The following is a 23,527-nucleotide window of genomic DNA, read 5'->3' on the forward strand; positions in this document are numbered from 1 at the left end:
ATATACGACTATTCAATAAATGGTTTCAGCCTAATAAAAAATGACAATGATATACCTCTCATCGCTTCAAGTGCTATCGTCCATAAGGGAAAGATTATACTTGGAGGGAAAAATACCATTTATAGTTACGACATATACAAAAAACAAATAAGCCCAATTATATCATTCAATGAATCAAATGATTATAATGTATCAAATATGATTCTTTCAGGAACAGATACACTTATTTGTAGCGACAGATGGTATGGAATGAGAATTGTTGACCTAAAATCAAAAATATCATACGCTGCTTTTCCTGAATGCGGAAATGATATAATATGCACATATCAGGACAATGAAGGCAAAATATGGATTTCTTCGTATAACCAAGGAGTACGCTGCTATGACAAAGAACTCAAATTTCTTAATTACTATTCAAAAAAGAATTCTGAAATAAGCAGTGATATTGTCTTGAGTATTATCGAGCATAAAGGAGAAATATGGTTTGGATCTGATGGTGATGGCATATCTGTACTCAATCAGGAAACAGGTGTTTTTAAAGTTCTGAAACATATTCCGGGCGAAAACAACTATTCTTTACCTTCAAATTCTATAATATGCTTGTATGAAGATTATTATGGCAATATATGGATAGGCAGTATTTATTACGGAGCAATATGTATGCATGAAATTTCAATGAGAACATATAAAGACGTTCTGTTTGGTGACAATAGCGGACTTACACATTGCACCGCACTATATTTGTTCAAAGGGGAAAATGACAAACTCTGGATAGGCACAAACGGTGGAGGATTAAATATGTATAATCTTAGGGATGAAAAATTTTCTCATTATCCGACTACCATAGGTGACAAAGTAACTTCTATCTGCGATTTTGGAAAGAATAAGCTTCTTATATTTAATTTCGCCCAGGGAATTTTTGTTTTTGATACAGTAACAGGATTAAAAAAGCCTTTTATACTTATAGATAAAAAAACTAACGAAGAACTTTGTAACCACGGTAATTCCGTTTTCATATATAGAAATACACCTAAATCTATATTGTTCCTTGCGAATTTTGTATATTGGTATGACGAAAAAACCGGAACATTCGATACTATTAAAGAAAAAAATAATGTTGAGCTAGGTATCGGTTCACTGGTTGCAATAGGGAATGACTCAACCTATACATATATTAATGATATAAATAATGTTTACAGACTGGATAACAGAACCAAAACATTGGAAATGATTTTCAAAGTTTCCAACGACGCTTCAATTACATCTGTAAGTTTGGACAATTCCGGAATTATTTGGGTTGGAACAGATAAAGGGTTAATCAGATACGACAACAAGAGTCATAAACACGAGTGGGTAAAAACAGAGCTTTTCAATCGTGTTTCATCTGTAGTATGTGTAAACAATAAAGTATTGGTAGGAGCCGAATCCATGCTTTTCTGTTGGGATGTTGATAAACAGAAGTTTTTGTTTTACGGAGAATCGGACGGCGTGATGCCCAATGAATATATGCCTAGCTCGAAATTCGTAAATTCGGACGGACGGATTTTTATGGGCGGAGTAAGAGGATTATTAAAAATAGACAAACTGTTGAATTACGAAACTACGTCTGCACTTTCTCTGAATCTTTCTGAAATAGAGCTTAACGGAATGAAAACTTTTTTTTCTACCGATGGTCAAATACCGGAACTGGAGATGTCTGAATCAGGTAGTTTGATTATAAGGGTATTTGCTAACGGTGAAGATATTTTCAGAAAAAAAATGTATAAATTTCAAATATATGGACCTGATACAAAAAAGAATATCGAGACATACAGATCAGAACTTGCATTGCATTCATTGTCTGCTGGTAAATACCGAATATTAGCCTCGTGGAATACAAAAGATGGTAACCAGACAGACGAAAAATGTATTCTCACACTTAAAGTCATTCCACCATGGTATAAAACCAAATGGTTTTTCCTGTCATGCATCCTGCTTTTGGTATTAGTATTCATTTACATAAACATATTGATTGTCAGAAAAAAGACAGAGAAACACGATCTTATTATCAAAGAACGTGAAAAGCAAATGTATGAAGATAAAATACGTTTCCTTATAAATATAAGCCATGAACTAAGAACTCCTCTTACATTAATCCATGCACCATTACAAAGAATCTTGAAAACTTTGGATATGGACAACCCATTATTACTTCCTCTTAAAGGTATCTACAGACAGACTCAACGCATGAAGAATCTTATAAATATGGTACTTGACGTCAGGAAAATGGAAGTTGGCAACGGAAAACTCAATTTAAGTATAACCGATGTAAACGAATATGTAAAATACATAGGTCAGGATTTCATTGAAGAAGCAAAAGCCATTGGAGGAGATGTTGTGTTTAAGCTAGATAATTCTGTAGGTAAAATAGAAGTGGACAAACAGAAATTTGACAGCATACTTACAAACCTACTAATCAATGCTCTGAAACATTCTCTCAGTGGTGGTAATATAACTATATCTACAGAAAACATTATTGAAAATGATTCCGTTAAAATATCAGTATCCGATCAGGGACATGGACTTAAAGAAACAGATCTATCCATGCTGTTCAGACGATTTTATCAAGGAGCCGGCGAAGAGACCGGAACTGGAATAGGATTGTCATACTCAAAAATCCTGGTTGAAATGCATGGAGGAAAAATTGGAGCATACAACAATGAGGATGAAGGTGCAACATTCTTTTTCGAGCTTCCAAAGAAACATGATAACACTAAGGCTTACGAGCCTAAACAGTATATGAATGAACTGATATTCGACTTTAACGGAGATGACAAATCAGAAGGAACAAAACTTACTGACATGGATACATTGTCTTATACCGTTATGATAGTAGATGATAATGCCGACTTGAGAAGTTTCCTAAAATCTGTACTGAAAGGGTATTTCAAAAAAGTTATTACTGCTTCCGAAGGTGAAGAAGCCCTGTTACTTATAAAAAGCCATTTACCGGATATCGTAATAAGCGATGTTATGATGCCAGGTATGAACGGTTATCAGTTATGCAAATCAATTAAACAGGACTTTTCTATAAGCCATCTTCCTGTAATTCTATTGACTGCAAAAGACGATGAAGAGAGTAGGCTTAACGGATATAAAAATGGAGCTGACGATTATATCCTAAAACCATTTGATGTTGATATGCTTTTGGAAGTAATAAAAAACAGATTAAGAAATAGAGACATTGCACGTAAAGCCTATTCAGATCCAGGAAAGCTGCCTACTGCCGAATCTACCACATTCAGTCAAATTGATGAATCGTTTATAATTAAAATGAATTCAATTATAAATAATAATATAAGTAATCCGGAATTGGGAGTACAAACTATCTGTAATGAACTTGGAATGAGTAGAACTTCAGTATACAGCAAACTGAAAAACCTCACTAATATGGGCATAAACGATTATATTAGTAAGGTCAGAATGGAGAAAGCCATAGAATTGCTTCAGAATACAAATATGACATTTGTAGAAATAGCTGTAAATGTAGGATTTACATCACAAAGTTATTTCAGCACAGCGTTCAAGCAATATACAGGGAAAACACCTACTGCATATAAAAAAGAGATGAAGAACATGGCAAACAATTCTTAAAAAACAACAGGTCAGGTAAATCCGATTTTTTCACCTGACCTGTTGTTTTATGAATATGATTTTTATTACAAATCCCCTTTCTTCAATACTGTACAGCCTTTTGCATCAAGCACTGCCAGACATGCCTTAAGGTCGTTAGGCTTGATAACCACATGTGCCTTGTCGTTTTGGGCAAAGGCATACATATATTCTATAAAGATTTTTTCTTCCGCCAGATATTCCAGAATTACGGCAAGGGAGCCCGGGGTATTTTCACAACTGAGGCAGATAACTTCAGTAGACATTACGGCAAAGTTCTGTGCGCGCAATACTTCCACCGCCTTATCTACATCAGATACTATAAGGCGTAGAATTCCGAAATCTGTTGTCTCTGCCATACTGAAGGCATGCATGTTTATGCCGTTCTGTCCCAACGTACGGACTACATCGTTTATTCTTCCTGTCTTGTTTTCCAGGAATACTGATAATTGCTTTATGGTCATGTTACTTTGATTAAAATGAAAAATTAAAAATGTCTTACACCAACTTACGGTTATCTATCACTCTCTTCGATTTTCCCTGACTGCGGGCTATGCTGTTAGGCTCAACCAGCTTGACATCGGCACTGATGGAAAGTACACTCTTCAGTTTGTCGGCAAGTGATTTCTTCAAAGCAAGCATTGCTCCAATATCATCACTGAAGAAGTCGCGACGTACCTCAACCTGTATTTCCAGAGTATCAAGATTGCCTTTACGGTCAACTATCAGCATATACTGAGGTTCGAATTCCTTCATTTCGAGGATGACACTTTCCACCTGTGACGGGAATACGTTGATACCGCGGATGATTAGCATATCGTCACTACGTCCCATAATAGGAGTCATACGCACAGATGTACGTCCACACGGACATGGTGCATCAATGAGAGACGTAAGGTCTTTCGTGCGGTAACGGAGCAATGGCATTCCTTCCTTAGTCAGCGTAGTAAAAACAAGTTCACCCTGCTGTCCGTAAGGCAATGGCTGAAGCGTGTTAGGATCGATAATCTCAGGGAAGAAATGGTCTTCGTTGATATGCGAACCGTTCTGTTCCTGACACTCGTATGACACACCCGGTCCCATTATCTCACTCAGACCATAGATGTTGTAACCTTTCAGTCCGAGACGGTCCTGTATCTCCTTACGCATATTCTCTGTCCATGGTTCTGCACCGAAAGCACCGATACGGAGTCCGAGGTCATGTTTCGTCAGCCCCATCTTCTCCATCACTTCTGCCAGATACATGGCATACGACGGTGTACATGCTATACCTGTAATATTCAGGTCGCGGATAAGGCGGATGTGTTTTTCCGTATTACCTGTAGATGCCGGAATTACTGTAGCTCCAAGGTTTTCCACTCCGTAATGTGCTCCAAGACCTCCCGTGAAGAGTCCGTAACCGTAGCTCACGGAGAATGTGTCATCGCGCGTAACTCCGTATGCAGTAAGACAGCGAGACATTACTTCGGACCAGATGGCAAGGTCCTTGCGTGTATACCCCACAATAGTAGGATTGCCGGTTGTACCCGAAGATGCATGCACGCGTACTATCTCCGATGCAGGTGCGGCCTGCAATCCATACGGATAATTGTCGCGCAAGTCCTGCTTCGTAGTGAAAGGAAGTTTCACTATATCGTCTATACTGCGGATATCATCGGGCGACAAATCCATCTCCTGCATTTTATTTCTGTAGAACGGGACATTATGATAAACGTATGTCACCAGTTTCTGAAGTCTTTTCCCCTGTAGCTCGCGCATCTGTTCGCGAGGCATACATTCCTTATTTTCATTCCAAAACATGGGTATTATCTTTAATCGTTAAAGTTATATTTGTAAATGTAATTATATCGGATGGTCCGCTTTAAAAGCTTTCATTCTTTCTTCAAGTACGGGATAAAGTTCTTCCCTCATACGCGATGTGCATGCACGTACTCCCTGCTGATCGCTTCCGGTAGTAGAAAGCGAGATACTGCTGACACCATAATACATAAGTTCTTCCAGCAACTCTCCTCCTGTCATTCCGGGATAACCTAATGTGAAGAAGAAACCGTCACCAACCTTCTGACGGACATCATAATCATAGACAATACTGAATCCGTTGTCTGTGAATATCTGTTTCATCCTGCGTGCACGACGTTCGTATTCGCGTGTATCCTCTACGAAGTCTATCACTCCATCAACAGATTTGTTAAGCATCTCTGCCATGGCATACTGTGTTGTGGCAGTACATCCTGAAGTTATCATATACATGATAGATGCGATGAATGTAGGTCCGAATATTCCAGAATCTTCATATCGCTGCGCAAGTGCCGGATATTGCTTGTCGAAAAGCTTATCAGAGATACAAGCCAGTGCTATACGCTGTCCGGCATAGCTGAATATTTTCGAAGCTGAAAGCATAAGGATATAATTATCGGTATATCTTGCCACTGTAGGTACATAAGGTTCCTGATACGGACGACCGAAAGGACTGCGGAAGTCCATACAGAAATATGCCTGGTCTTCCATCACTATTGTATCATACTTGGTAGCAAGTTCACCTATGATCTTCAACTCATCCTCGTCAAGACAGAACCATGCCGGATTATTCGGATTGGAATATACTATTGCGGCTATATCCCCATCAGACATCATGCTTTCAAGTTTAGCACGGAGAGCCTCACCACGGTAATTGTATATGTCAAAGAGTTTCCATTTGATACCAAGGATACGTAACTGCGATTTCTGAATAGGGAAACCTGGATCTATAAACAGAACCTTATCTTTTCCCGGAATGCGCTGCGTACACGCTATGAATGCTCCGAACGATGCAGCCACAGAGCCTGTAGTAGGCAGACACGCACGCGGAGAAATGTCAATATTAATGAATGCCTTTACGAAACGAGATGCAGCATCCTTTAGTTCCTTTACTCCTGCTGCAGCGGGATACTGTGCCCCCAATCCTTTGTCGAGAGCAGCCTTTTCGGCTTCAATTCCTATTTTGTTGGCAGGCAGACCCGGAGAACCCTGATCCATACGGATAAAAGGTATACCTGTAAGCTGCTCCAGACGTGATGCCACAAGCAGAACATCGCCTATGGTGGCATTGCGTAGGTCGGCAACCTTCATCTCTTCTACCACCTGCTCTACTAATTCTTTACTGAAGACTTTACTCATAATAGTTTTTGTCTTAAATTATTCATTTGGAAGCTGCAGCCTCATAACCTATATTAAAAGCACGATGGTTCATTTCTACTACAGCCACTCCCTTAGAAGAGAAAATCCGTTCTATACTGTCATAAAGAGTTTTCTTGTCCAAAATCTTAAAACATGCAGCTGCCGCACCTAAGAGAATCACGTTTCCGCATTTAGGCATATTGTTTTCCTTGGCAATGGCATCAATATCAAGCGAAACCACATTTGGAAGAGAATTAAGCTCAGCCATCACAGCATCAACATCTGGATAGTTCGGAATATTCTTGAACGGAGTGGTAGATGTTATAATCCATCCGTCCTTGGCAAGATACGGTAGATAGCGCAAAGCTTCCATAGGTTCAAGCGAAATTATCATATCTGCTCCTCCAAGAGGAATAAGGTCGGAAGCTATAGGTTTGTCCGACAGACGGAGATTTGACTGAACATCACCACCTCGCTGGCTCATGCCGTGTACCTCAGCCTGTTTCAGATTAAGTCCGCTGCGTGTGGCAGCCTCGCCTATTATGGTTGCGATGGAGAGGATACCTTGTCCTCCCACACCGGAAAGAATTATATCTGTTTTCATTGTTTTTCGGCTCTTTTCTGTTTCAACTTACGGTTCAGTGTCTGCATACATTCTCTACGTGGGATAATCACTGATACACCGTTATACTCAATCTCTTCACGAATTATGCGGGTAATTTCGTCCATGTTCTTAGGCAGCGGCACTACTACACGCACATGTTCCGGCTCAACCCCAAGACCAAGGCAGATAGCCTCGAACTTGTTTGTTCCTGCTGAATCCTGACCGCCTGTCATAGCTGTAGTAAGATTGTCGGAAATTACTACAACGATGTTCGACTTGTCGTTCACGGCATCAAGAAGTCCAGTCATACCGGAATGGGTGAAAGTAGAATCGCCGATAATGGCTATTGAAGGGAACTGACCCGCATCGGCTGCACCTTTGGCCATAGTGATGGAAGCACCCATATCAACACAGCTATGCAAAGCACGGAATGGAGGAAGAGCACCTAAAGTGTAACAACCTATGTCACCGAATATCTTTGTATCGGCATACTCGGCAGCCACTTTATTCAGAGCGTCGTATACATCGCGGTGTCCGCATCCGTTACACAGTGCAGGTGGACGAGGAACAACATTTTGTGCTGGAGGATATACTTCAGCATCATCCATACCTAATCCGGATTTTACATAATCAGGATTGAGTTCACCTGTGCGAGGCAATGCTCCGCTCAATCGTCCCTTAACCACATACTGTGAAGGCAATACACCACGAAGCAGTTCTTCCACGAAAGGCTGTCCGTCTTCAACCACCAATATTTCCTTACATGAATTTGCCAAAGCTATTATCTTATCTGTAGGCAGAGGATATTGTGATACTTTGACAATAGGATAAGGACATCCGTCAGGATAATTTTCCATTACATAATTATATCCAATACCGCAAGCTACAATTCCTAAATCAGCCTTTCCGGAAGATATATTTTCAGCCTTATTGAAAGGAGACTCTTCAGAGAGTTTACGTAACACCGGCTGAAGTTCGATTACTTCTTTATTACGGCGACGTGCATTTGCCGGTAAAAGAACCCAATTGGCAGGCGAAGAAGCCCTACCTGTTGATGTAACTTCAGAAGCCTCATCTTTCACAGCAACATTAGCTCGCGAATGTGCCATGCGTGTGGTAATTCTCATAAGAACAGGAGTTCCCTCACATTCTGACATTTCGAAAGCATACTGCATCATGTCGTATGCCTCCTGCTGTGAAGAAGGTTCAAGAATAGGAATCATGGCAAACTTGCCGTAAAATCTTGAATCCTGTTCATTCTGCGACGAATGCATGGAAGGATCATCAGCAGCTACTACCACAACTCCACCATTTGCACCGGTCATGCCTGAATTGACAAAAGCATCGGCACAGACATTCATACCTACATGCTTCATACACACAAGAGCACGCTTACCGACATAACTGACACCGAGAGCCGCTTCCATAGCAGTCTTTTCGTTAGTACACCAGCTGCTGTGCAACTTACGTTCTTTTGCAAGCGGATGTTCCTGTATGTATTCTGTAATCTCTGTCGAAGGTGTACCCGGATAAGCATATACACCGGCTATACCCGCATGAATGGCTCCCAAAGCTATAGCCTGGTCACCCAAGAGTAATAAATTCTTACTGTTTTCCATATTTCAAGTTATACTAATTCAAAAGAATCGGCGTCGTTCAACACCGGGAATTTCTTACGGAATGCTTCAAGTTCAGACATATCAATATCAACCACAGCTTCGCAAGCCTTACCGTCTTCGCAAGCAGCAATCACCTTTCCGTACGGATCAATCACAGCACTTCCGCCTATGTAATCACAGTTCGGATCTTTACCTACTCTATTAACCCCCACTACATAACACTGGTTTTCTATGGCTCTCGCCTTGAGAAGCATCTTCCAGGCTTCTACACGTGGAGTAGGCCAACTTGCAACATAGAAAGCAATATCATAATCATTCCTGTTACGACTCCATACAGGGAAACGCAGGTCATAACAAATTTGCAGCAAAATCCTTACATCCTTATAATTGACTATAACACGTCGTGTTCCGGCTGTAAAGTGCTTGTGTTCTCCACCGTAAGTAAACAAATGTTTCTTGTCATACCATTCTACTGTTCCTCCTGGATGTACAAAATAGAATCTGTTATAATACTGACCTTTTTCCTCCAACGCTATACTGCCGGCAATAGCACATTTCTTGCGCTGTGCCGTCTGTTTCATCCATTCCAGAGTTCCAGAATCGGATTTTTCAGCAATACCTTCCGGTTTAGTACAAAAACCGGTAGAAAACATTTCTGGCAAAACGAAAATATCAACACCTTCATACTTGTTTATAATTTCGTCCGCTTTTTGGATGTTGGCCGAAGGATTGGCCCAAACAATGTCCGTTTGTAAAATAACTATTTTCATGCTTTTCACATTTAGAAGAGCCCAAAGGTAACAATTTCATGATAACTCACAAAAAAATACGACATTTTATTTGACAATTGCAAACATTTGAATATTTTTGATAGCAGAAGAGATTATTAGGTACGATAAAAAACATTTCAAAAAAGATGTACATCAGGTTATTTGAGCAAAAAGTATCATACATATATTAATATATTCCGAAATGTTTCTTATTTTTGTACCAAAATATAGTTAATATATAAGAAATGAACGTATTAGAACTAAGTGAACAGGAAATTATCAGACGCAACAGTCTGAATGAGATGAGAGCTATGGGCATAGACCCGTATCCTGCAGCAGAGTATGTAACAAACGCATTTTCTACTGATATAAAAGATGAATTCAAAGACGATGAGGCAGAGCCTCGCATGGTTTCTGTAGCCGGACGTATAATGTCACGCCGCGTAATGGGTAAGGCTTCTTTCATTGAATTGCAAGATTCTAAAGGCCGTATTCAGGTTTATATCACTCGCGATGACATCTGTCCTGATGAAAATAAGGATTTATACAATGTAGTTTTCAAACGTTTACTTGATTTGGGTGACTTTGTCGGTATAGAAGGTTTCGTATTCCGTACTCAGATGGGTGAAATCTCAATCCACGCAAAGAAACTTACAGTTCTATCTAAATCTATCAAACCGCTTCCTATTGTAAAATATAAAGATGGAGTGGCTTACGACAAGTTCGAAGATCCTGAACTCCGTTACCGTCAGCGTTATGTTGACCTAGTGGTTAACGATGGAGTGAAAGACATATTCCTTAAGCGCAACAAGGTTTACAATTCTATGCGCGAATACTTCAACTCTAAAGGTTATATCGAAGTTGAGACTCCTATCCTTCAGGCTATTGCAGGTGGCGCGGCAGCTCGTCCGTTCATCACTCACCACAATGCGCTTGATATTCCTTTGTACATGCGTATCGCCAGCGAATTGTATCTGAAACGTCTTATCGTAGGTGGTTTTGAAGGTGTATATGAAATCGGTAAGAACTTCCGTAACGAAGGTATGGACCGCACACACAATCCTGAGTTCACTTGTATGGAAATCTATGTGGCATACAAGGACTACAACTGGATGATGAAGTTTACTGAAAACATGATTGAAAAGATCTGTCTAGACGTAAACGGTACTACAGAAGTGAAGGTTGGCGACAACATCATCAACTTCAAGGCTCCTTTCAAGCGTGTGACTATGCTTGATTCTATCAAGGAATTCACAGGCTATGACCTTACAGGTATGAACGAAGACCAGATTCGTGAAGTTTGCAAGAAGCTCAATATGGAAATTGACGATACTATGGGTAAAGGCAAGCTTATCGACGAAATCTTCGGCGAATTCTGCGAAGGCAACTACATACAGCCTACATTCATCACTGACTACCCTATCGAAATGTCTCCGCTTACTAAGCGTCACCGCAGCAATCCTGACTTGACAGAACGTTTCGAACTTATGGTTAACGGTAAGGAATTGTGTAACGCTTACTCAGAGCTTAACGACCCTATCGACCAGCTTGAACGTTTCGAAGAGCAGATGAGACTTAGCGAAAAGGGAGACGACGAAGCTATGATTATCGACAAGGACTTCGTTCGCGCGCTTGAATACGGTATGCCTCCTACATCAGGTATGGGTATCGGTATGGACCGTCTGGTTATGCTTATGACAGGTCAGAGCACAATTCAGGAAGTATTGTTCTTCCCTCAGATGAGACCAGAAAAAGTCATTCCAAAAGATGCTCCAGCTAAATTCATGGAAATAGGTGTTCCGGAAGAATGGGTAGCACTGATCCAGAAAGCCGGATACAACATGGTAGCCGATATGAAGGACGTAAATCCTCAGAAGCTTCACATGGACATCTGCGGAGTAAACAAGAAGTATAAACTTGAGCTTAAGAATCCTACAGTTGACGAAGTCAGCAATTGGATACAAAACATAAAATAAGTATTTGGCTTTTAAGTTTGTAGGTTTTGAGTATGATTCAAAGCTTACAAACTTAAAAACTTAAGAACTTAAAAACTCATTAAACAATTACCAAAGTGAAATTCCCTGGTAAAATAGCTATTATGGGAGGTGGTAGCTGGGCCACAGCTATTGCAAAGATTATTCTTACCCAAGCCGAATCAATAAACTGGTATATGCGTAGGGACGACAGAATAGAAGATTTCAAACGTCTCGGACATAATCCGGCTTATCTGACCAGCGTGCGCTTCAACGTTAAGAATATCAACTTTTCATCAGATATAAATAAGGTGGTAAAAGAATCAGATACCCTGATTTTTGTTACTCCATCGCCTTACCTTAAAAGTCATCTAAAGAAACTGAAAACCAAAATCAAGGACAAATTCATAGTCACTGCCATAAAAGGTATCGTTCCTGACGAGAACCTTATCGTTTCTGACTATTTTAATAAGGTATATGGCGTTCCTGAAGAAAACATAGCCGTACTGGCAGGTCCTTGCCACGCAGAGGAAGTGGCACTTGAACGACTTTCATATTTAACAGTAGGATGCAAAGATATAGAAAAGGCGAAAATATTTGCCCAGCAATTAACCGGACACTACATTAAGACTTCCGTAAATACAGATGTAGCAGGTATTGAATATGCTTCAGTATTGAAAAACGTATATGCAATTGCCGCCGGAATATGTAGCGGTTTGAAATACGGAGACAATTTCCAGGCAGTACTTATCTCAAATGCGATACAGGAGATGAACCGTTTCCTTAACACTGTTCATCCTGTTGACAGATGTACCAACGAATCAGCCTATCTTGGTGATTTACTGGTGACGAGCTACTCTAATTTCAGCCGTAACCGTGTTTTCGGAACGATGATAGGAAAAGGCTACTCTGTGAAAAGCGCGCAGATAGAAATGGAAATGATAGCCGAAGGATATTACGGCACCAAATGTATCAAGGAATTGAACAAACACTTGCACGTAAATATGCCTATAGTAGATGCCGTGTACAATATCCTGTACGAACGCATATCTCCTATGATAGAAATTAAGCTTTTAACAGACTCATTCAGATAAACTTGTGAATATGGAAAATATTAAATTGAACATTGAAAATTCTGTCAGCTTCATGGCAGAAGGCAAATTGGCTTCTTACGAGCCGTTGGTTAAGACTTATATGGAAACTCTTGAAAAAGGTACAGGACTTGGAAACGACTTCCTGGGCTGGCTTCACCTTCCATCTTCTATAACAAAAGAACATATTGAAGACATCAAAGCTACAGCAGCTGTTCTTCGTGAAAACTGCGAGGTAGTGGTTGTTGCAGGTATCGGAGGTAGCTACCTTGGCGCACGTGCCGTTATCGAAGCTATGTCTGACAGCTTCCAGTGGTTGAAAGAAAAGAAAGCAGGCGAACCTACTATCGTTTTCGCAGGACACAACATCGGTGAAGACTATCTTTATGAACTGACAAACTTCCTGAAAGACAAAAAATTCGGTGTTATCAACATCTCAAAATCAGGTACTACTACAGAGACTGCTCTTGCATTCCGTCTTCTTAAGAAACAGTGCGAAGACCAGCGCGGCAAGGAAATGGCCCGCAAGGTTATCGTAGCAGTTACTGACGCCAAGAAAGGTGCTGCACGCGTAACAGCCGACAACGAAGGTTACAAGTCATTCATCATTCCTGACAACGTAGGCGGACGTTTCTCAGTTCTTACTCCTGTAGGTTTGCTTCCTATCGCAGTGGCAGGTATAGATATCGAAAAGCTTGTTGAAGGTGCACGCAAAATGGAAGAAGTTTGTGCAAACGAAAACATGTACGAAAATCCTGCAGCTCTTTATGCCGCAACTCGTAACGAACTTTACCGCAACGGCAAGAAGATTGAAATTTTGGTTAACTATCAGCCTAAACTTCACTATTTCAACGAATGGTGGAAACAGCTTTACGGTGAATCAGAAGGTAAGGACGGTAAAGGTATTTACCCAAGCTCAGTTGACTTCTCTACAGACCTTCACTCAATGGGCCAGTGGATTCAGGAAGGAGAACGTACAATCTATGAAACTGTTATATCTATAGAAACTCCTAACCACGAATTACGCGTTCCAACAGACGAACAGAACCTTGACGGTCTGAACTTCCTTGCAGGAAAACGTGTTGACGAAGTAAACAAGATGGCAGAACTCGGAACTCAGCTTGCACACGTAGACGGTGGTGTTCCAAACATGAGAGTATCTGTTCCTGCATTAAACGAATACTATATCGGACAGCTGATTTATTTCTTCGAGAAAGCTTGCGGTATCAGCGGTTACATCCTCGAAGTAAACCCATTCAACCAGCCTGGAGTTGAAGCATACAAGAAGAACATGTTTGCACTGCTCAACAAGCCAGGTTACGAAAAAGAATCAGAAGCTATCCAGGCTCGTCTGAAAAAATAAAGAATCATAAACTGATAGAAATAACAAGGCACGTATTACGGCACAGCTGTAATGCGTGCCTTTCAATGATTTAAAGCCAACTATAATGTTTGAACAAGCGATACAAAAATATTTAGAAGAAAAAAAATATAACAAAATCAACCTGAAAGCAGTTCTGTTCGACATGGACGGAGTTCTGTTCGATTCAATGAAAAACCATGCTAAGGCATGGAACAAGGCAATGGCAATGTATGGCATGAACCTTAGCGAAGAAGAAGCTTTCATGCACGAAGGACGTACCGGAGCCAGCACAATAAACATCGTCTGCATGCGCGAAAGAGGATGTAATGCCGATGAAGAAGAAATAAAGAAGATATATCAGACAAAAAGCGATATTTTCAACAGTCTTCCTAAGGCAGAGCCTATGCCTGGAACATACACATTGCTCCGCCAAGTGAAGGAAGCCGGACTTCAGCCCGTACTTGTTACCGGATCAGGACAATTGTCGCTTCTGGACAATCTGAACCATCATTTCCCTGGTATTTTCCAGAAAGAGTTCATGGTTACGGCATTCGACGTAAAATATGGCAAGCCTAATCCTGAACCATACCTTATGGGGCTTAAAAAAGCAGGAATAGAGCCAAACGAAGCTGTAGTAGTAGAAAACGCACCGCTTGGAGTAAAAGCCGGAGTTGCAGCAGGCATTTTCACCATTGCTGTAAACACAGGACCGCTACCCGATTCAGCTTTACTTGATGAAGGGGCAAATCTTCTGTTCGGATCAATGCAGGAGCTGTCGGATAAATGGCATAGATTAAGAGGGGAGTTTTAAGATTAATCTCCCCTCTTTTCATTGTTTCTGTTTCTATAGAAATATCCAATCGAAATACCCGAAAAAATTATATTTCGTAACTTTCGGCAATACTGAAACCCGCATGGATATTCTATATTAAGCATTAATTAAAATTCTATCAAACTGAATGAATATGCAGGCAATTCATATTCAAAATCCGGTGTTACAGCAATATCCTTTATCTGCGGAACAGCTTTTGTATCATCATAATTACCAGTAAGAAGATGAAGCTTTGCATTAAGCGATACTTCATTTCCGAAAAAACTTTCAGCATTATCAATCTTCAGTTTTCCCTTTACCGGATGATTAAGAAGATTTACCATCTTTATATAGACTTTTCCGGTTTTTGAATCACGGACAGTACTTACGGCAAGTCTTTCGCGGACTCCTTTACGGCTTTCATTCACTGATAATGAACTGCCGATATATTCATCGCCGCAATAATTACCACAAAGCTTCTGGACATGATAACCAACTGTAAGTTTCACATCATTATTATTAAAATATATCATGTCAGGACTCCAGTTTATATGTCCCTCCTTTGCCAGAAGCGGTGCATACGAGCTCATCTCGACTATATCTCCATTGCGTTCCATATTACAAATATGCATTGCCTCACAAAGTGCTGTTTCTATATTGTTAGGACGACCCGGAGCATGAGCAGCATATTCTCCCAAATAAACCTTAGAACCATTTCTGTCGTATTGGTCATAATAATTCTGATGATATATAAACCATCCTGGAGTCTGGTAATAATGCTCATCTATCATGTCTATATTATTATCTTTTGCCAAGTGCCATCCAGCTTCGTAGTCACTACCTTCGCACCACGGTCCGGAAGTTCCGCACACAATAATATCCGGATATTTTTCTTTGACAGCTTTTACTATCATCAGATATCGTTCTGTAAAAGTTTTAGAAATAAGGTCTTCATTACCTATTCCTATATATTTCAGGTTGAAAGGTTCAGGATGTCCCTGCTCTGCACGGCGTTTTCCCCATTCTGTTGTTTTCGCATCACCGTTTGCCCATTCAATCAGATCCAATACATCTTGTATATATTCAGGCATTTTATCCATAGGTATACCTCCTTGCTGACCTGCGCCACAATCACTGGAGTTCTGACAGCTAACACCTGCCGCCAATACAGGAAGAGGTTCACAACCTATATCCTCACAGAACTGGAAGTATTCATAATATCCCAGACCTTTAGTCTGATGATATCCCCATAAATTGCGTTGCGGCTTACGGCTTTCCAACGGACCAATAGTTTCTTTCCAGTTATATATATTATGCAATCCGTCTCCGTGAGCTACACAACCACCCGGGAAACGCATAAACTTAGGTTTCAAATCTGCCAATGCCTGGGCAAGGTCAGCACGCATTCCGTTTTCTCGTCCCTTGAATGTATTTTTCGGGAAAAGTGAAACCATATCTATAGCAACCTTTCCTTCCGACTTTGGTGTAATTCTGATAACAGCATTATCGGCATTGTAATCAGCCTTGAAAGTTACTTTCAATTTTTTCCATTCTTTATTAGAAGAAGACACTTTAGTGCTTGCAACTACTTTACCATCCTGTTCAAGTGTCACATCAAACTTACATGATTTTCCCTCTATCTGACGCGCGAACATAGAGAATATATATTTCTCTCCTTTACGTACAGGAATACCATCAAAGCCTTCGTTCAGCAAAGAAAAATCTCCGGATTTCTTAATATCCAACAAGGCATAATGAGAATTATTCTTATGTACAGGTGCTTTTTCTTCTATTTCCCATACTCCACCATTTCCCTGTGCTTTCCAGGCATATCGCGAATTCCAGTTTTTATTTGAGCCTTTAGTATCGGCAAGAGAATATTCGAAATCCCGGTTCTGGACAAGCTCTGCATAAAGACCGCCATCGGCAGCATAGTTGATATCCTCAAAGAATATTCCTATAAGTTTGTCACTTATCTTTTTGGTGTCACCAAAATTTATTGAAATCTGTGCTTCAAGAGGTTTCAAATCCTTAAAACGTTCTTCGTTCCCGCTGGCAAGCTGAGAATTTAGGGACTCACGATAGCGCGAAGCCTCCATGGCTGTAATAACCGCATTTATATCAGCATAGGCCACTTTTGTAACCTGACCTCGCATCTTCCTTCCATCAACAGTAACATCTTTACTTGCACTGGATAAATAATCAGGACCAACTTTGACAGGTTTAGTGAAATTATAGAAATCTGACGACTCTGTTATATAATAATCGCCTTCTTTTGTCTTGAAAAGAACCTGATACATTTTCCTATTAGAATCATACTTTAAGACAGGCTCCAGACAACTGCTTACACCTTCCATATGAGGATAATCCTGAGGCTGCCATAACACAAGGTCACGGCTCTCAGCCACTGCAAACTGATTGGAATAATCATTTACCTGAAATACACAGCGCCACATTCCATCTTCAGTTCTTATGAGATATGGATTATACATTTTCTTTTCTCCGCCCCATACACCGAAATCACTCTTCATGAAAGCATGTTCAGGACCTATCGGAGACCAATATTTCTGGTCGGCACTCCACGCCATATTCAATCCGCTGCCCGGATGTGCATTATATGAAAATAAATATACAGAATCAGGTACAGTTGTAAATGCTGATGCTGAAACGGCAAGTCCTAAACATAGCAGAGACATGCCCAATCTTTTCTTTGTTTTTGGTTGTTTCATTGTAAATTAGATGAAATTTAGTTTACACACATTATATTTACCTTTTTGAATTTATATCTTCGGACTAATGATAATTATTCAATCACAGTAAACTCATATTTTCCAGAGCTCAATTCTATCACAGCATTACCATCGATGTGTTCTGATAACAAAACTCCTTCCACTGATCCAACTGGTTTTCCATTCTCAGAAATACTTTCCATATTCTTGGCAGGAACTCGTAAAGTTGCAGTAGTATTGGCAGGTACAGTAAAGGAATACACCACTCTATCGTCCGTAACTCGCCATGCACTTTCAATTCTTCCGTACAAGGATTTATCCTTCCCTCTCCCTATACCTCTGTGGAGACATCCCTACCTGCTTCTTGAAAAATGTTCCGAAACTGGAAGGGTTGGGGAAATTAAACTCATCGGATATTTCCTGAACAGTCTTGTTTGTACTGTCGAGCATAGCCATTGACTTACGGATTATGGCCTTGAACACCAGTTCCTGAACCGTATATCCGCATACGGATTTCGAAAGTCCTGAAAGATATTTCGGAGAAAGAAACAGTTTGTCGGCATAAAACTCAACTCCGCGTTCGGACATGAAATGGCGGTCGATAAGCTGGATGAGACGGAGGAATATTTCCGTGCGCCTTGCTCCTACAGAATTTCCGGAAAGAAACTTCTTCTGAAAAACAGAACAAAGACGATAAGTCAATGAGAGAAGAAGCAAGCGCTTTTCGTATACCGGAAAGAAATCATCCTGCTGCGGATATTCAGTTCCGATAAGTGAGATATATCCTGCCACATCATCTTCATCGCCGGTATTCCATACACAATGTGTTTCAGGAGACATCTGCGAGTAAAGGTGAACGGAATAAACCATATTCCCGAGAACATCACGTATTGGCGACACCTTATATATAATAATACTTACTTCCAGTTTTTCAGACTGACCGGTTATGCGGAATGATGAGCCTTCGTGGATAAAAACCGTCTCGCCTGTATGGGCAGAATAATTTTTACCTGAAAGATTGAAATCGAATCGGCCGGTATGACATACTATCAAACCTATACCGAAATTGACGAATCCCTTTTTCATACTTTCTGGAAAATCAAAAACCGGTCCGCCCGATGAACAGACATCGGACTGACCGGATATTTTTTCTTCCAGCTTTATTAATATTTCAGGACAGTTTATCATACCAATTTAACTTTGCGCTAAGTTAGTAAAATTACCGGACTTAGCGGAAAAATTTCACGCTAAGCCGATAATTTCCTCTTACGATATGGATAAACAAGAACGAAAAGCATTGAAATCATACATCCGTAGAATGTCCAGCCGGACATTTCCTTCACAGCCGAGAGTGTAGCCTGAACCTGTACCTTACCCTTTGTGGATATGGCAGCCATGTTCTCAGCCTCGGTTTCACTCTTACCCTGATAGCGCATTCCTCGAACTGTCTGGTCGTACGAAGCGGCATTCTGTGCTTCTACCCTATCTACGTCATGTGCAAATCGTGTGATATAATGTTGCTGACGGTGCTGCATCACATTGGTATATAGCGATGTTCCTATTGCCGGTCCCAATATCATACGTACGGAAAGCATTATGCAAATCCATGTGGAAAGATACTTGTACGGCATACGCTGGTTGGCATGTACCGCAGCAAGCGAATATATAAGCATCATTCCGGCCGAACGGATTATCACCGGATATTTCATTCTCTCATACAGCCCTGCTGTCTGAACTTCGAAGTACATGAACAGTGCCGACATTCCTATCAGAAAAAAGCCCATACCGAAAAGGTATTTCAGCTTCACTCTCTTTGAGCCCAGTATTATGGCAATCACTGCTCCTATGAAATATCCCAGCATACTCCAGTTGCCAAGAGCTGCATTCTGCCAGTTGTCTATCTTCATACCCACTCCGGTGAAAACATTTACAAACATGGAACTGGTGTTGAATATCATCAGCAGAAGGAAAAGTACGATACCCATATTGATAGTGCGCAGACGGAACACTTCCATCATGAAATACGGCGAACGTCCGGAAGATTCCATATAGAAGAAGGATGCACCGAATACCACTGCAAGCACCGTGGAACGGACTATTGTAGGATCGGAATACCAGTCGAGAGTCTTGCCGTAAACCAAAACATATACTATACAGGTCATCATAGCACTGAACACTGCCACACTGCCGAACTTGCGGAAATTGATAGGGAAACGTCGGCTGTTATAGCTATGATAAGGCATTGTCACCATTATAATAAGTATGGCTGCAAGCGTCATTCCCATCATGTAGTAATATACGTCCTGCCACTGATATTCGTAAGCCAGCCATGCCGTGAGCGATGTTCCTATCTGTCCCAGTATCATGAAGAAGAGGTATATGATTGGCATACTCTTGCTTTTCTCTGCGTCAAGGGCATCCCAGCCTTCTTCTGTGGTCGGTTCCATTCCCGGAGTGATATTCCTTGTAGCTTCCATTCCGAAAGCGTATTTTATCAGGGTAAAGAGATTCACCATCATGAGCACCATACGGAGGAAGCCCATGATAAGGCTGCACAATGCGAGAAGGAAGATACTGTCTGTGACAGCACACACATAACTGAAGATGTACAAGAGTGAGAACCCTATCACGCACATCATCTTCTCACGGCGGATACATACCAGCTGATAGAAGAATGGAGCGAAGGCTGCCATACCTATCGAGGTGACGAACCCCACGAACTGGATATGTTCCGACTGGATTCCCAGTCCGCTTGTCATCTCGCCGCTGTTGGCTGTATATACTCCGCCCACAGTCAGTATCGGTATGAAGAGCAGTATCAGCAGGATGATGCCTACAGGTTTGGGGACCCAATTATAGAATGGATAATTCTTTGGCATAGATTAACAGATTATAATTTTGCTTTCACAATGACCATCATTCCGGCAGCAAGACGTTCATTGTCTTCCTTACTCAGTCCCTCGAAATCTATTCTTACAGGAACACGCTGGCGTATCTTCACAAAGTTTCCGGCTGAATTGTCGGTTGGTACAAGCGAGTATTTAGAACCTGTGGCACCGGATATGGCTGTAATCTTTCCCTTGAATTCCTTGTCTCTGACAGCATCTACAGTGAGTGTTACTTCCTGGCCTATATGAAGGTTTTCCACCTGAGTTTCCTTATAGTTGGCTATCACCCATTTCTGTGTGTCAGGCAATATGTAGGTTATTGTCTGTCCAGCAGAGATGAACTGTCCTTCCTCTATGGCGCGGCGTCCCAACTGTCCGTCGCATGGTGCGGTAACCACTGTGTATGAAAGATTCAGTCTTGCCATTTCGAGTGCAGCCTGTGCGCGCTGTATGGCAGCATCCATATTCTGACGACGGGTTGACACTTCGTTCACTCCCGACATTGCAGCTTCCTGCTGACGTTTCAATGCCACAAGCTTTTTCTTTGTTGCCTCATATTCTGTCTCTATCTGTTCCAGTTGGATAGGTGTTGCCGCATTTCTCTGAAGAAGGTTTTCGTAACGCTTACGATCCTTGTCAAGTTTAGCCAGACGGATTTCCACTTCCGAGATTGAAGCCTCATAAACCGAAGCGGAAGCCTTTGTGGTCTGGAGTGTCTGACCCATAACTGAAGCTCCTGCCATGGCATCTTTCAGTGCAGCCTCAGCTTCCATCACGCGGATACGGTATTCCCGGTCGTCGAGAACCATAAGTGTATCGCCTTTCTTCACTGTCTGATGCTCGGTGAAATATACCTTCTTTATATATCCCGAAGCACGGAGGTTTACCGGCGAAATGTATTGTTCTATCTGTGCGTCATTGCTTGTTTCGTTCAGCTTATAGCTGAAGAACATTACTCCAATCTGATAAAGACCTACCAAAAGAATTATAATTCCGAATGTACTTGCCAGCATCTGGCGACGGCGTTGTTTTCTGAGTTTTGCAGCTTGTTGCTCTAGTGTGTTTTTCTTTATATCAAGTTCTTTTGTTTCCATATCGTTTTTTATTTGAAGTTAAAGAAGTTAGTTAATCAGTATTTAAACAGTGTTTAAGTACTGTTTAAATACCGTTATTTTAATAATGTCTCAAGTTTTCCTGTAAGTTTCAGCATCGTAAGATTATTCACGCGGTAGTTGTAGTGTGCAGTGACATAGTTGTTCTGTGCCTCGCTCATACGCATTTCGTCCTGTAGTACTTCTGTCATTGACGCCACTCCTTCACGGTAGCGGTCGGAAGTCACTTCGTAAACATCTTCTGCCAACAGGTAGTTGTCTTTCTGCTTTGTGAAATTGCGTCGGCTGTTCATAAGATCATTCGTGGCATTCAGATACTGTGTTCTGAAACTTTTCAGAGCATTGTCATACGACAGTTTTGCATTTTCAATGTCAAGTTTTGCTTTTTGTATCTTCGACCGTTTGTCCAGTCCGTCGAATATAGGAACCTTGAGTGTCAGACCTATGCCTGATGAGTTGTACCATTTGCTTGACGGTCCGTCGTGGAACCAGTTCTTTGCCTTGTCGGTGAATGCCGAGTACATGAAACTTCCGGTAAGCGACAGTGAAGGAATATATCCCTGCGAAATCATCTTCTTCTGTTTCTCTGCCAGCGTACTTTGTTTCTTCAGCAGCTCCAGTTCCGGCTGACCTTCGTACAGTCCGCTCATTTCTACAGGAATGATACTCTCTGTATCCACCGGAGTGAGTGTGATATCTGTTTCCGCAGGATAATCTATCACGTACTTCAGCATGTTTATTTGTTGTGTAAGCATTGCCACTGCATTGTCATACTGTACCTGAAGATTTTCGAGATTGATATTCACACGTTTCACATCCACTTCCATCGCCATACCATTGTCGAAGAAAGCAGTAGTAATATCTCTCAGTTCCTCCAGACGGGTGATGTTTTCTTTCACTATTGAAATCTGCTCGGCTGTACTCTGACCCAGATAATACATCTTTGTGATTTGCATTATCAGGTCCTCGCGTGCCTTGTCGTAAGAGAGAGTGTTTATTTCGTCCATCATCTTGGTTATCGACATTGCCGTATAAATGGTCTGGTTATACAGAGGCATCTGAAGTTGCAATCCCGCCGAAGCATTATATTGCAGTGTTTTTGTAACGTTGTAAGGATTACCGTATGCCGAGCCGTCGGTAACCGAAACGGGTGGGTTGAAATTGTCGTTGAAAGATGCCACAGCATTGATCTGTGGTAGAAGCTTGGAACGGTTCTCCGAGATGCTGTGCTTTCCTTTGATAATTTCGTTGCGCTTGGTCTGCAGTGTGAGATTATTCTCGATACCTATCTGCAGACATTCTTCCAGCGTCAACACCTGCTGCGCTCCAAGAGGAAAAAGCGAACAGGCAAAAGCAAAATTGAGTAATAGTCTTTTCATATCGTTTATCTTGTTTATCTGACGCAAAGTTAGGGACTTACATTCAGATAACCGTTACGACATTTTCGCTTTGACTGTTCATATCTTCCTTTTATTCTATCTGAGATTTAACCAAGACAAACCATAAAGAAACGGGTATGCATCTTTAGCTGCCGACCATCGTCGGCAGCACTGCTGACGATGGTAAACACATCTGTCCACCATGGTCGGCACATCTGCCGACCATCGTCAGCAGAAAGAAAAGCTTGTTGGAACAGGGCTGACGCATTACTTAATATCTTCATTTTGCCATGGTGCATCTAAAAGTTCAGCAAGAAACTCATCGCTCCATCCCGCCATTTTTCTTTTACCCTTAAGGCTTGATTTCCTCTTGTTATTTTT

General features: G+C 41.2%; 17 protein-coding genes. 5 read left to right on the plus strand and 12 right to left on the minus strand.

Going from position 1 to position 23,527, the window contains the following annotated elements; all coding sequences use genetic code 11:
• Nucleotides 1-3,633 (plus strand): response regulator (locus I6E24_RS08690; RefSeq protein WP_235327933.1); only part of this gene is annotated, 3,633 nt, incomplete at its 5' end.
• A gap of 65 nt (nt 3,634-3,698) precedes the next feature.
• Here I6E24_RS08690 and I6E24_RS08695 read toward each other — a convergent pair.
• Genes I6E24_RS08695 through I6E24_RS08720 form a run of 6 tightly spaced genes read right to left on the minus strand, consistent with a single transcriptional unit; the run spans nt 3,699 to nt 9,800 of the window.
• Nucleotides 3,699-4,115, minus strand: a complete 417-nt coding sequence (locus I6E24_RS08695; protein ID WP_235327935.1) for an ACT domain-containing protein — start codon at nt 4,113-4,115, stop codon at nt 3,699-3,701.
• Nucleotides 4,116-4,149: 34 nt separating this feature from the next.
• Nucleotides 4,150-5,451 carry a phenylacetate--CoA ligase family protein gene (locus I6E24_RS08700; RefSeq protein ID WP_235327937.1) on the minus strand — a complete coding sequence of 434 codons (1,302 nt, stop codon included), beginning with the start codon at nt 5,449-5,451 and terminating at the stop codon, nt 4,150-4,152.
• Nucleotides 5,452-5,493: 42 nt separating this feature from the next.
• Nucleotides 5,494-6,807, minus strand: a complete 1,314-nt coding sequence (locus I6E24_RS08705; protein ID WP_235327938.1) for an aminotransferase class I/II-fold pyridoxal phosphate-dependent enzyme — start codon at nt 6,805-6,807, stop codon at nt 5,494-5,496.
• Nucleotides 6,808-6,829: 22 nt separating this feature from the next.
• Complete coding sequence (locus tag I6E24_RS08710; RefSeq protein ID WP_235327940.1) at nt 6,830-7,411, minus strand: indolepyruvate oxidoreductase subunit beta; 582 nt, start codon at nt 7,409-7,411, stop codon at nt 6,830-6,832.
• The gene (locus tag I6E24_RS08715; RefSeq protein ID WP_235327942.1) at nt 7,408-9,030 is read right to left on the minus strand and encodes a thiamine pyrophosphate-dependent enzyme; all 1,623 of its coding nucleotides are present in this window, start codon (nt 9,028-9,030) and stop codon (nt 7,408-7,410) included. The genes I6E24_RS08710 and I6E24_RS08715 overlap by 4 nt, the downstream gene beginning before the upstream one ends.
• A gap of 8 nt (nt 9,031-9,038) precedes the next feature.
• Nucleotides 9,039-9,800, minus strand: coding sequence for an amidohydrolase (locus I6E24_RS08720; RefSeq protein ID WP_235327944.1), 762 nt, complete (start codon nt 9,798-9,800; stop codon nt 9,039-9,041).
• Nucleotides 9,801-10,045: 245 nt separating this feature from the next.
• Here I6E24_RS08720 and lysS point away from each other — a divergent pair, with 245 nt between their 5' ends.
• The 4 genes from lysS (at nt 10,046) to I6E24_RS08740 (ending at nt 15,038) form a co-directional block, all read left to right on the plus strand.
• Complete coding sequence (gene lysS / locus I6E24_RS08725) at nt 10,046-11,776, plus strand: lysine--tRNA ligase (protein ID WP_154043950.1); 1,731 nt, start codon at nt 10,046-10,048, stop codon at nt 11,774-11,776.
• 95 nt (nt 11,777-11,871) lie between these two features.
• A complete protein-coding gene (locus I6E24_RS08730) occupies nt 11,872-12,867 on the plus strand; it encodes an NAD(P)H-dependent glycerol-3-phosphate dehydrogenase (protein WP_235327946.1) in 996 nt (331 codons plus the stop codon).
• Nucleotides 12,868-12,877: 10 nt separating this feature from the next.
• Nucleotides 12,878-14,227, plus strand: a complete 1,350-nt coding sequence (locus I6E24_RS08735; protein WP_235327948.1) for a glucose-6-phosphate isomerase — start codon at nt 12,878-12,880, stop codon at nt 14,225-14,227.
• A gap of 85 nt (nt 14,228-14,312) precedes the next feature.
• On the plus strand, nt 14,313-15,038 hold the full coding sequence (locus tag I6E24_RS08740) for an HAD-IA family hydrolase (protein WP_235327950.1): 726 nt from the start codon (nt 14,313-14,315) through the stop codon (nt 15,036-15,038).
• A 128-nt stretch (nt 15,039-15,166) separates the two neighbouring features.
• Here I6E24_RS08740 and I6E24_RS08745 read toward each other — a convergent pair whose 3' ends face one another.
• From I6E24_RS08745 to I6E24_RS08770, 6 genes are all read right to left on the minus strand, one after another.
• Nucleotides 15,167-17,767 carry an alpha-L-arabinofuranosidase C-terminal domain-containing protein gene (locus I6E24_RS08745; protein ID WP_235327952.1) on the minus strand — a complete coding sequence of 867 codons (2,601 nt, stop codon included), beginning with the start codon at nt 17,765-17,767 and terminating at the stop codon, nt 15,167-15,169.
• Between the two features lie 74 nt (nt 17,768-17,841).
• The gene (locus I6E24_RS08750) at nt 17,842-18,078 is read right to left on the minus strand and encodes an alpha-L-rhamnosidase C-terminal domain-containing protein (protein WP_235327954.1); all 237 of its coding nucleotides are present in this window, start codon (nt 18,076-18,078) and stop codon (nt 17,842-17,844) included.
• A 4-nt stretch (nt 18,079-18,082) separates the two neighbouring features.
• The gene (locus I6E24_RS08755) at nt 18,083-18,955 is read right to left on the minus strand and encodes a helix-turn-helix domain-containing protein (RefSeq protein WP_235327956.1); all 873 of its coding nucleotides are present in this window, start codon (nt 18,953-18,955) and stop codon (nt 18,083-18,085) included.
• A gap of 59 nt (nt 18,956-19,014) precedes the next feature.
• Complete coding sequence (locus I6E24_RS08760; protein ID WP_235327958.1) at nt 19,015-20,646, minus strand: MFS transporter; 1,632 nt, start codon at nt 20,644-20,646, stop codon at nt 19,015-19,017.
• An 11-nt stretch (nt 20,647-20,657) separates the two neighbouring features.
• Nucleotides 20,658-21,749, minus strand: a complete 1,092-nt coding sequence (locus tag I6E24_RS08765) for an HlyD family secretion protein (protein ID WP_235327960.1) — start codon at nt 21,747-21,749, stop codon at nt 20,658-20,660.
• Nucleotides 21,750-21,823: 74 nt separating this feature from the next.
• Entirely contained in the window at nt 21,824-23,146 is a 1,323-nt protein-coding gene (locus I6E24_RS08770) for a TolC family protein (RefSeq protein WP_235327962.1), read from the minus strand.
• Nucleotides 23,147-23,527 lie beyond the last annotated feature (381 nt).

The sequence above is a fragment of the Bacteroides caecigallinarum genome, assembly GCF_021530995.1.
Classification (GTDB): domain Bacteria; phylum Bacteroidota; class Bacteroidia; order Bacteroidales; family Bacteroidaceae; genus Phocaeicola; species Phocaeicola faecigallinarum.

Bases quoted from the DNA above. Each gene is read 5' to 3' on its own strand.
- I6E24_RS08715 (WP_235327942.1), bottom strand. From the start codon at position 9,030: ATGGAAAACAGTAAGAATTTATTACTCTTGGGTGACCAGGCTATAGCT.
- I6E24_RS08720 (WP_235327944.1), bottom strand. From the start codon at position 9,800: ATGAAAATAGTTATTTTACAAACGGACATTGTTTGGGCCAATCCTTCG.
- I6E24_RS08705 (WP_235327938.1), bottom strand. From the start codon at position 6,807: ATGAGTAAAGTCTTCAGTAAAGAATTAGTAGAGCAGGTGGTAGAAGAG.
- I6E24_RS08695 (WP_235327935.1), bottom strand. From the start codon at position 4,115: ATGACCATAAAGCAATTATCAGTATTCCTGGAAAACAAGACAGGAAGA.
- I6E24_RS08745 (WP_235327952.1), bottom strand. From the start codon at position 17,767: ATGAAACAACCAAAAACAAAGAAAAGATTGGGCATGTCTCTGCTATGT.
- I6E24_RS08735 (WP_235327948.1), top strand. From the start codon at position 12,878: ATGGAAAATATTAAATTGAACATTGAAAATTCTGTCAGCTTCATGGCA.
- I6E24_RS08700 (WP_235327937.1), bottom strand. From the start codon at position 5,451: ATGTTTTGGAATGAAAATAAGGAATGTATGCCTCGCGAACAGATGCGC.
- I6E24_RS08710 (WP_235327940.1), bottom strand. From the start codon at position 7,411: ATGAAAACAGATATAATTCTTTCCGGTGTGGGAGGACAAGGTATCCTC.
- I6E24_RS08760 (WP_235327958.1), bottom strand. From the start codon at position 20,646: ATGCCAAAGAATTATCCATTCTATAATTGGGTCCCCAAACCTGTAGGC.
- I6E24_RS08755 (WP_235327956.1), bottom strand. From the start codon at position 18,955: ATGATAAACTGTCCTGAAATATTAATAAAGCTGGAAGAAAAAATATCC.
- lysS (WP_154043950.1), top strand. From the start codon at position 10,046: ATGAACGTATTAGAACTAAGTGAACAGGAAATTATCAGACGCAACAGT.
- I6E24_RS08770 (WP_235327962.1), bottom strand. From the start codon at position 23,146: ATGAAAAGACTATTACTCAATTTTGCTTTTGCCTGTTCGCTTTTTCCT.
- I6E24_RS08740 (WP_235327950.1), top strand. From the start codon at position 14,313: ATGTTTGAACAAGCGATACAAAAATATTTAGAAGAAAAAAAATATAAC.
- I6E24_RS08765 (WP_235327960.1), bottom strand. From the start codon at position 21,749: ATGGAAACAAAAGAACTTGATATAAAGAAAAACACACTAGAGCAACAA.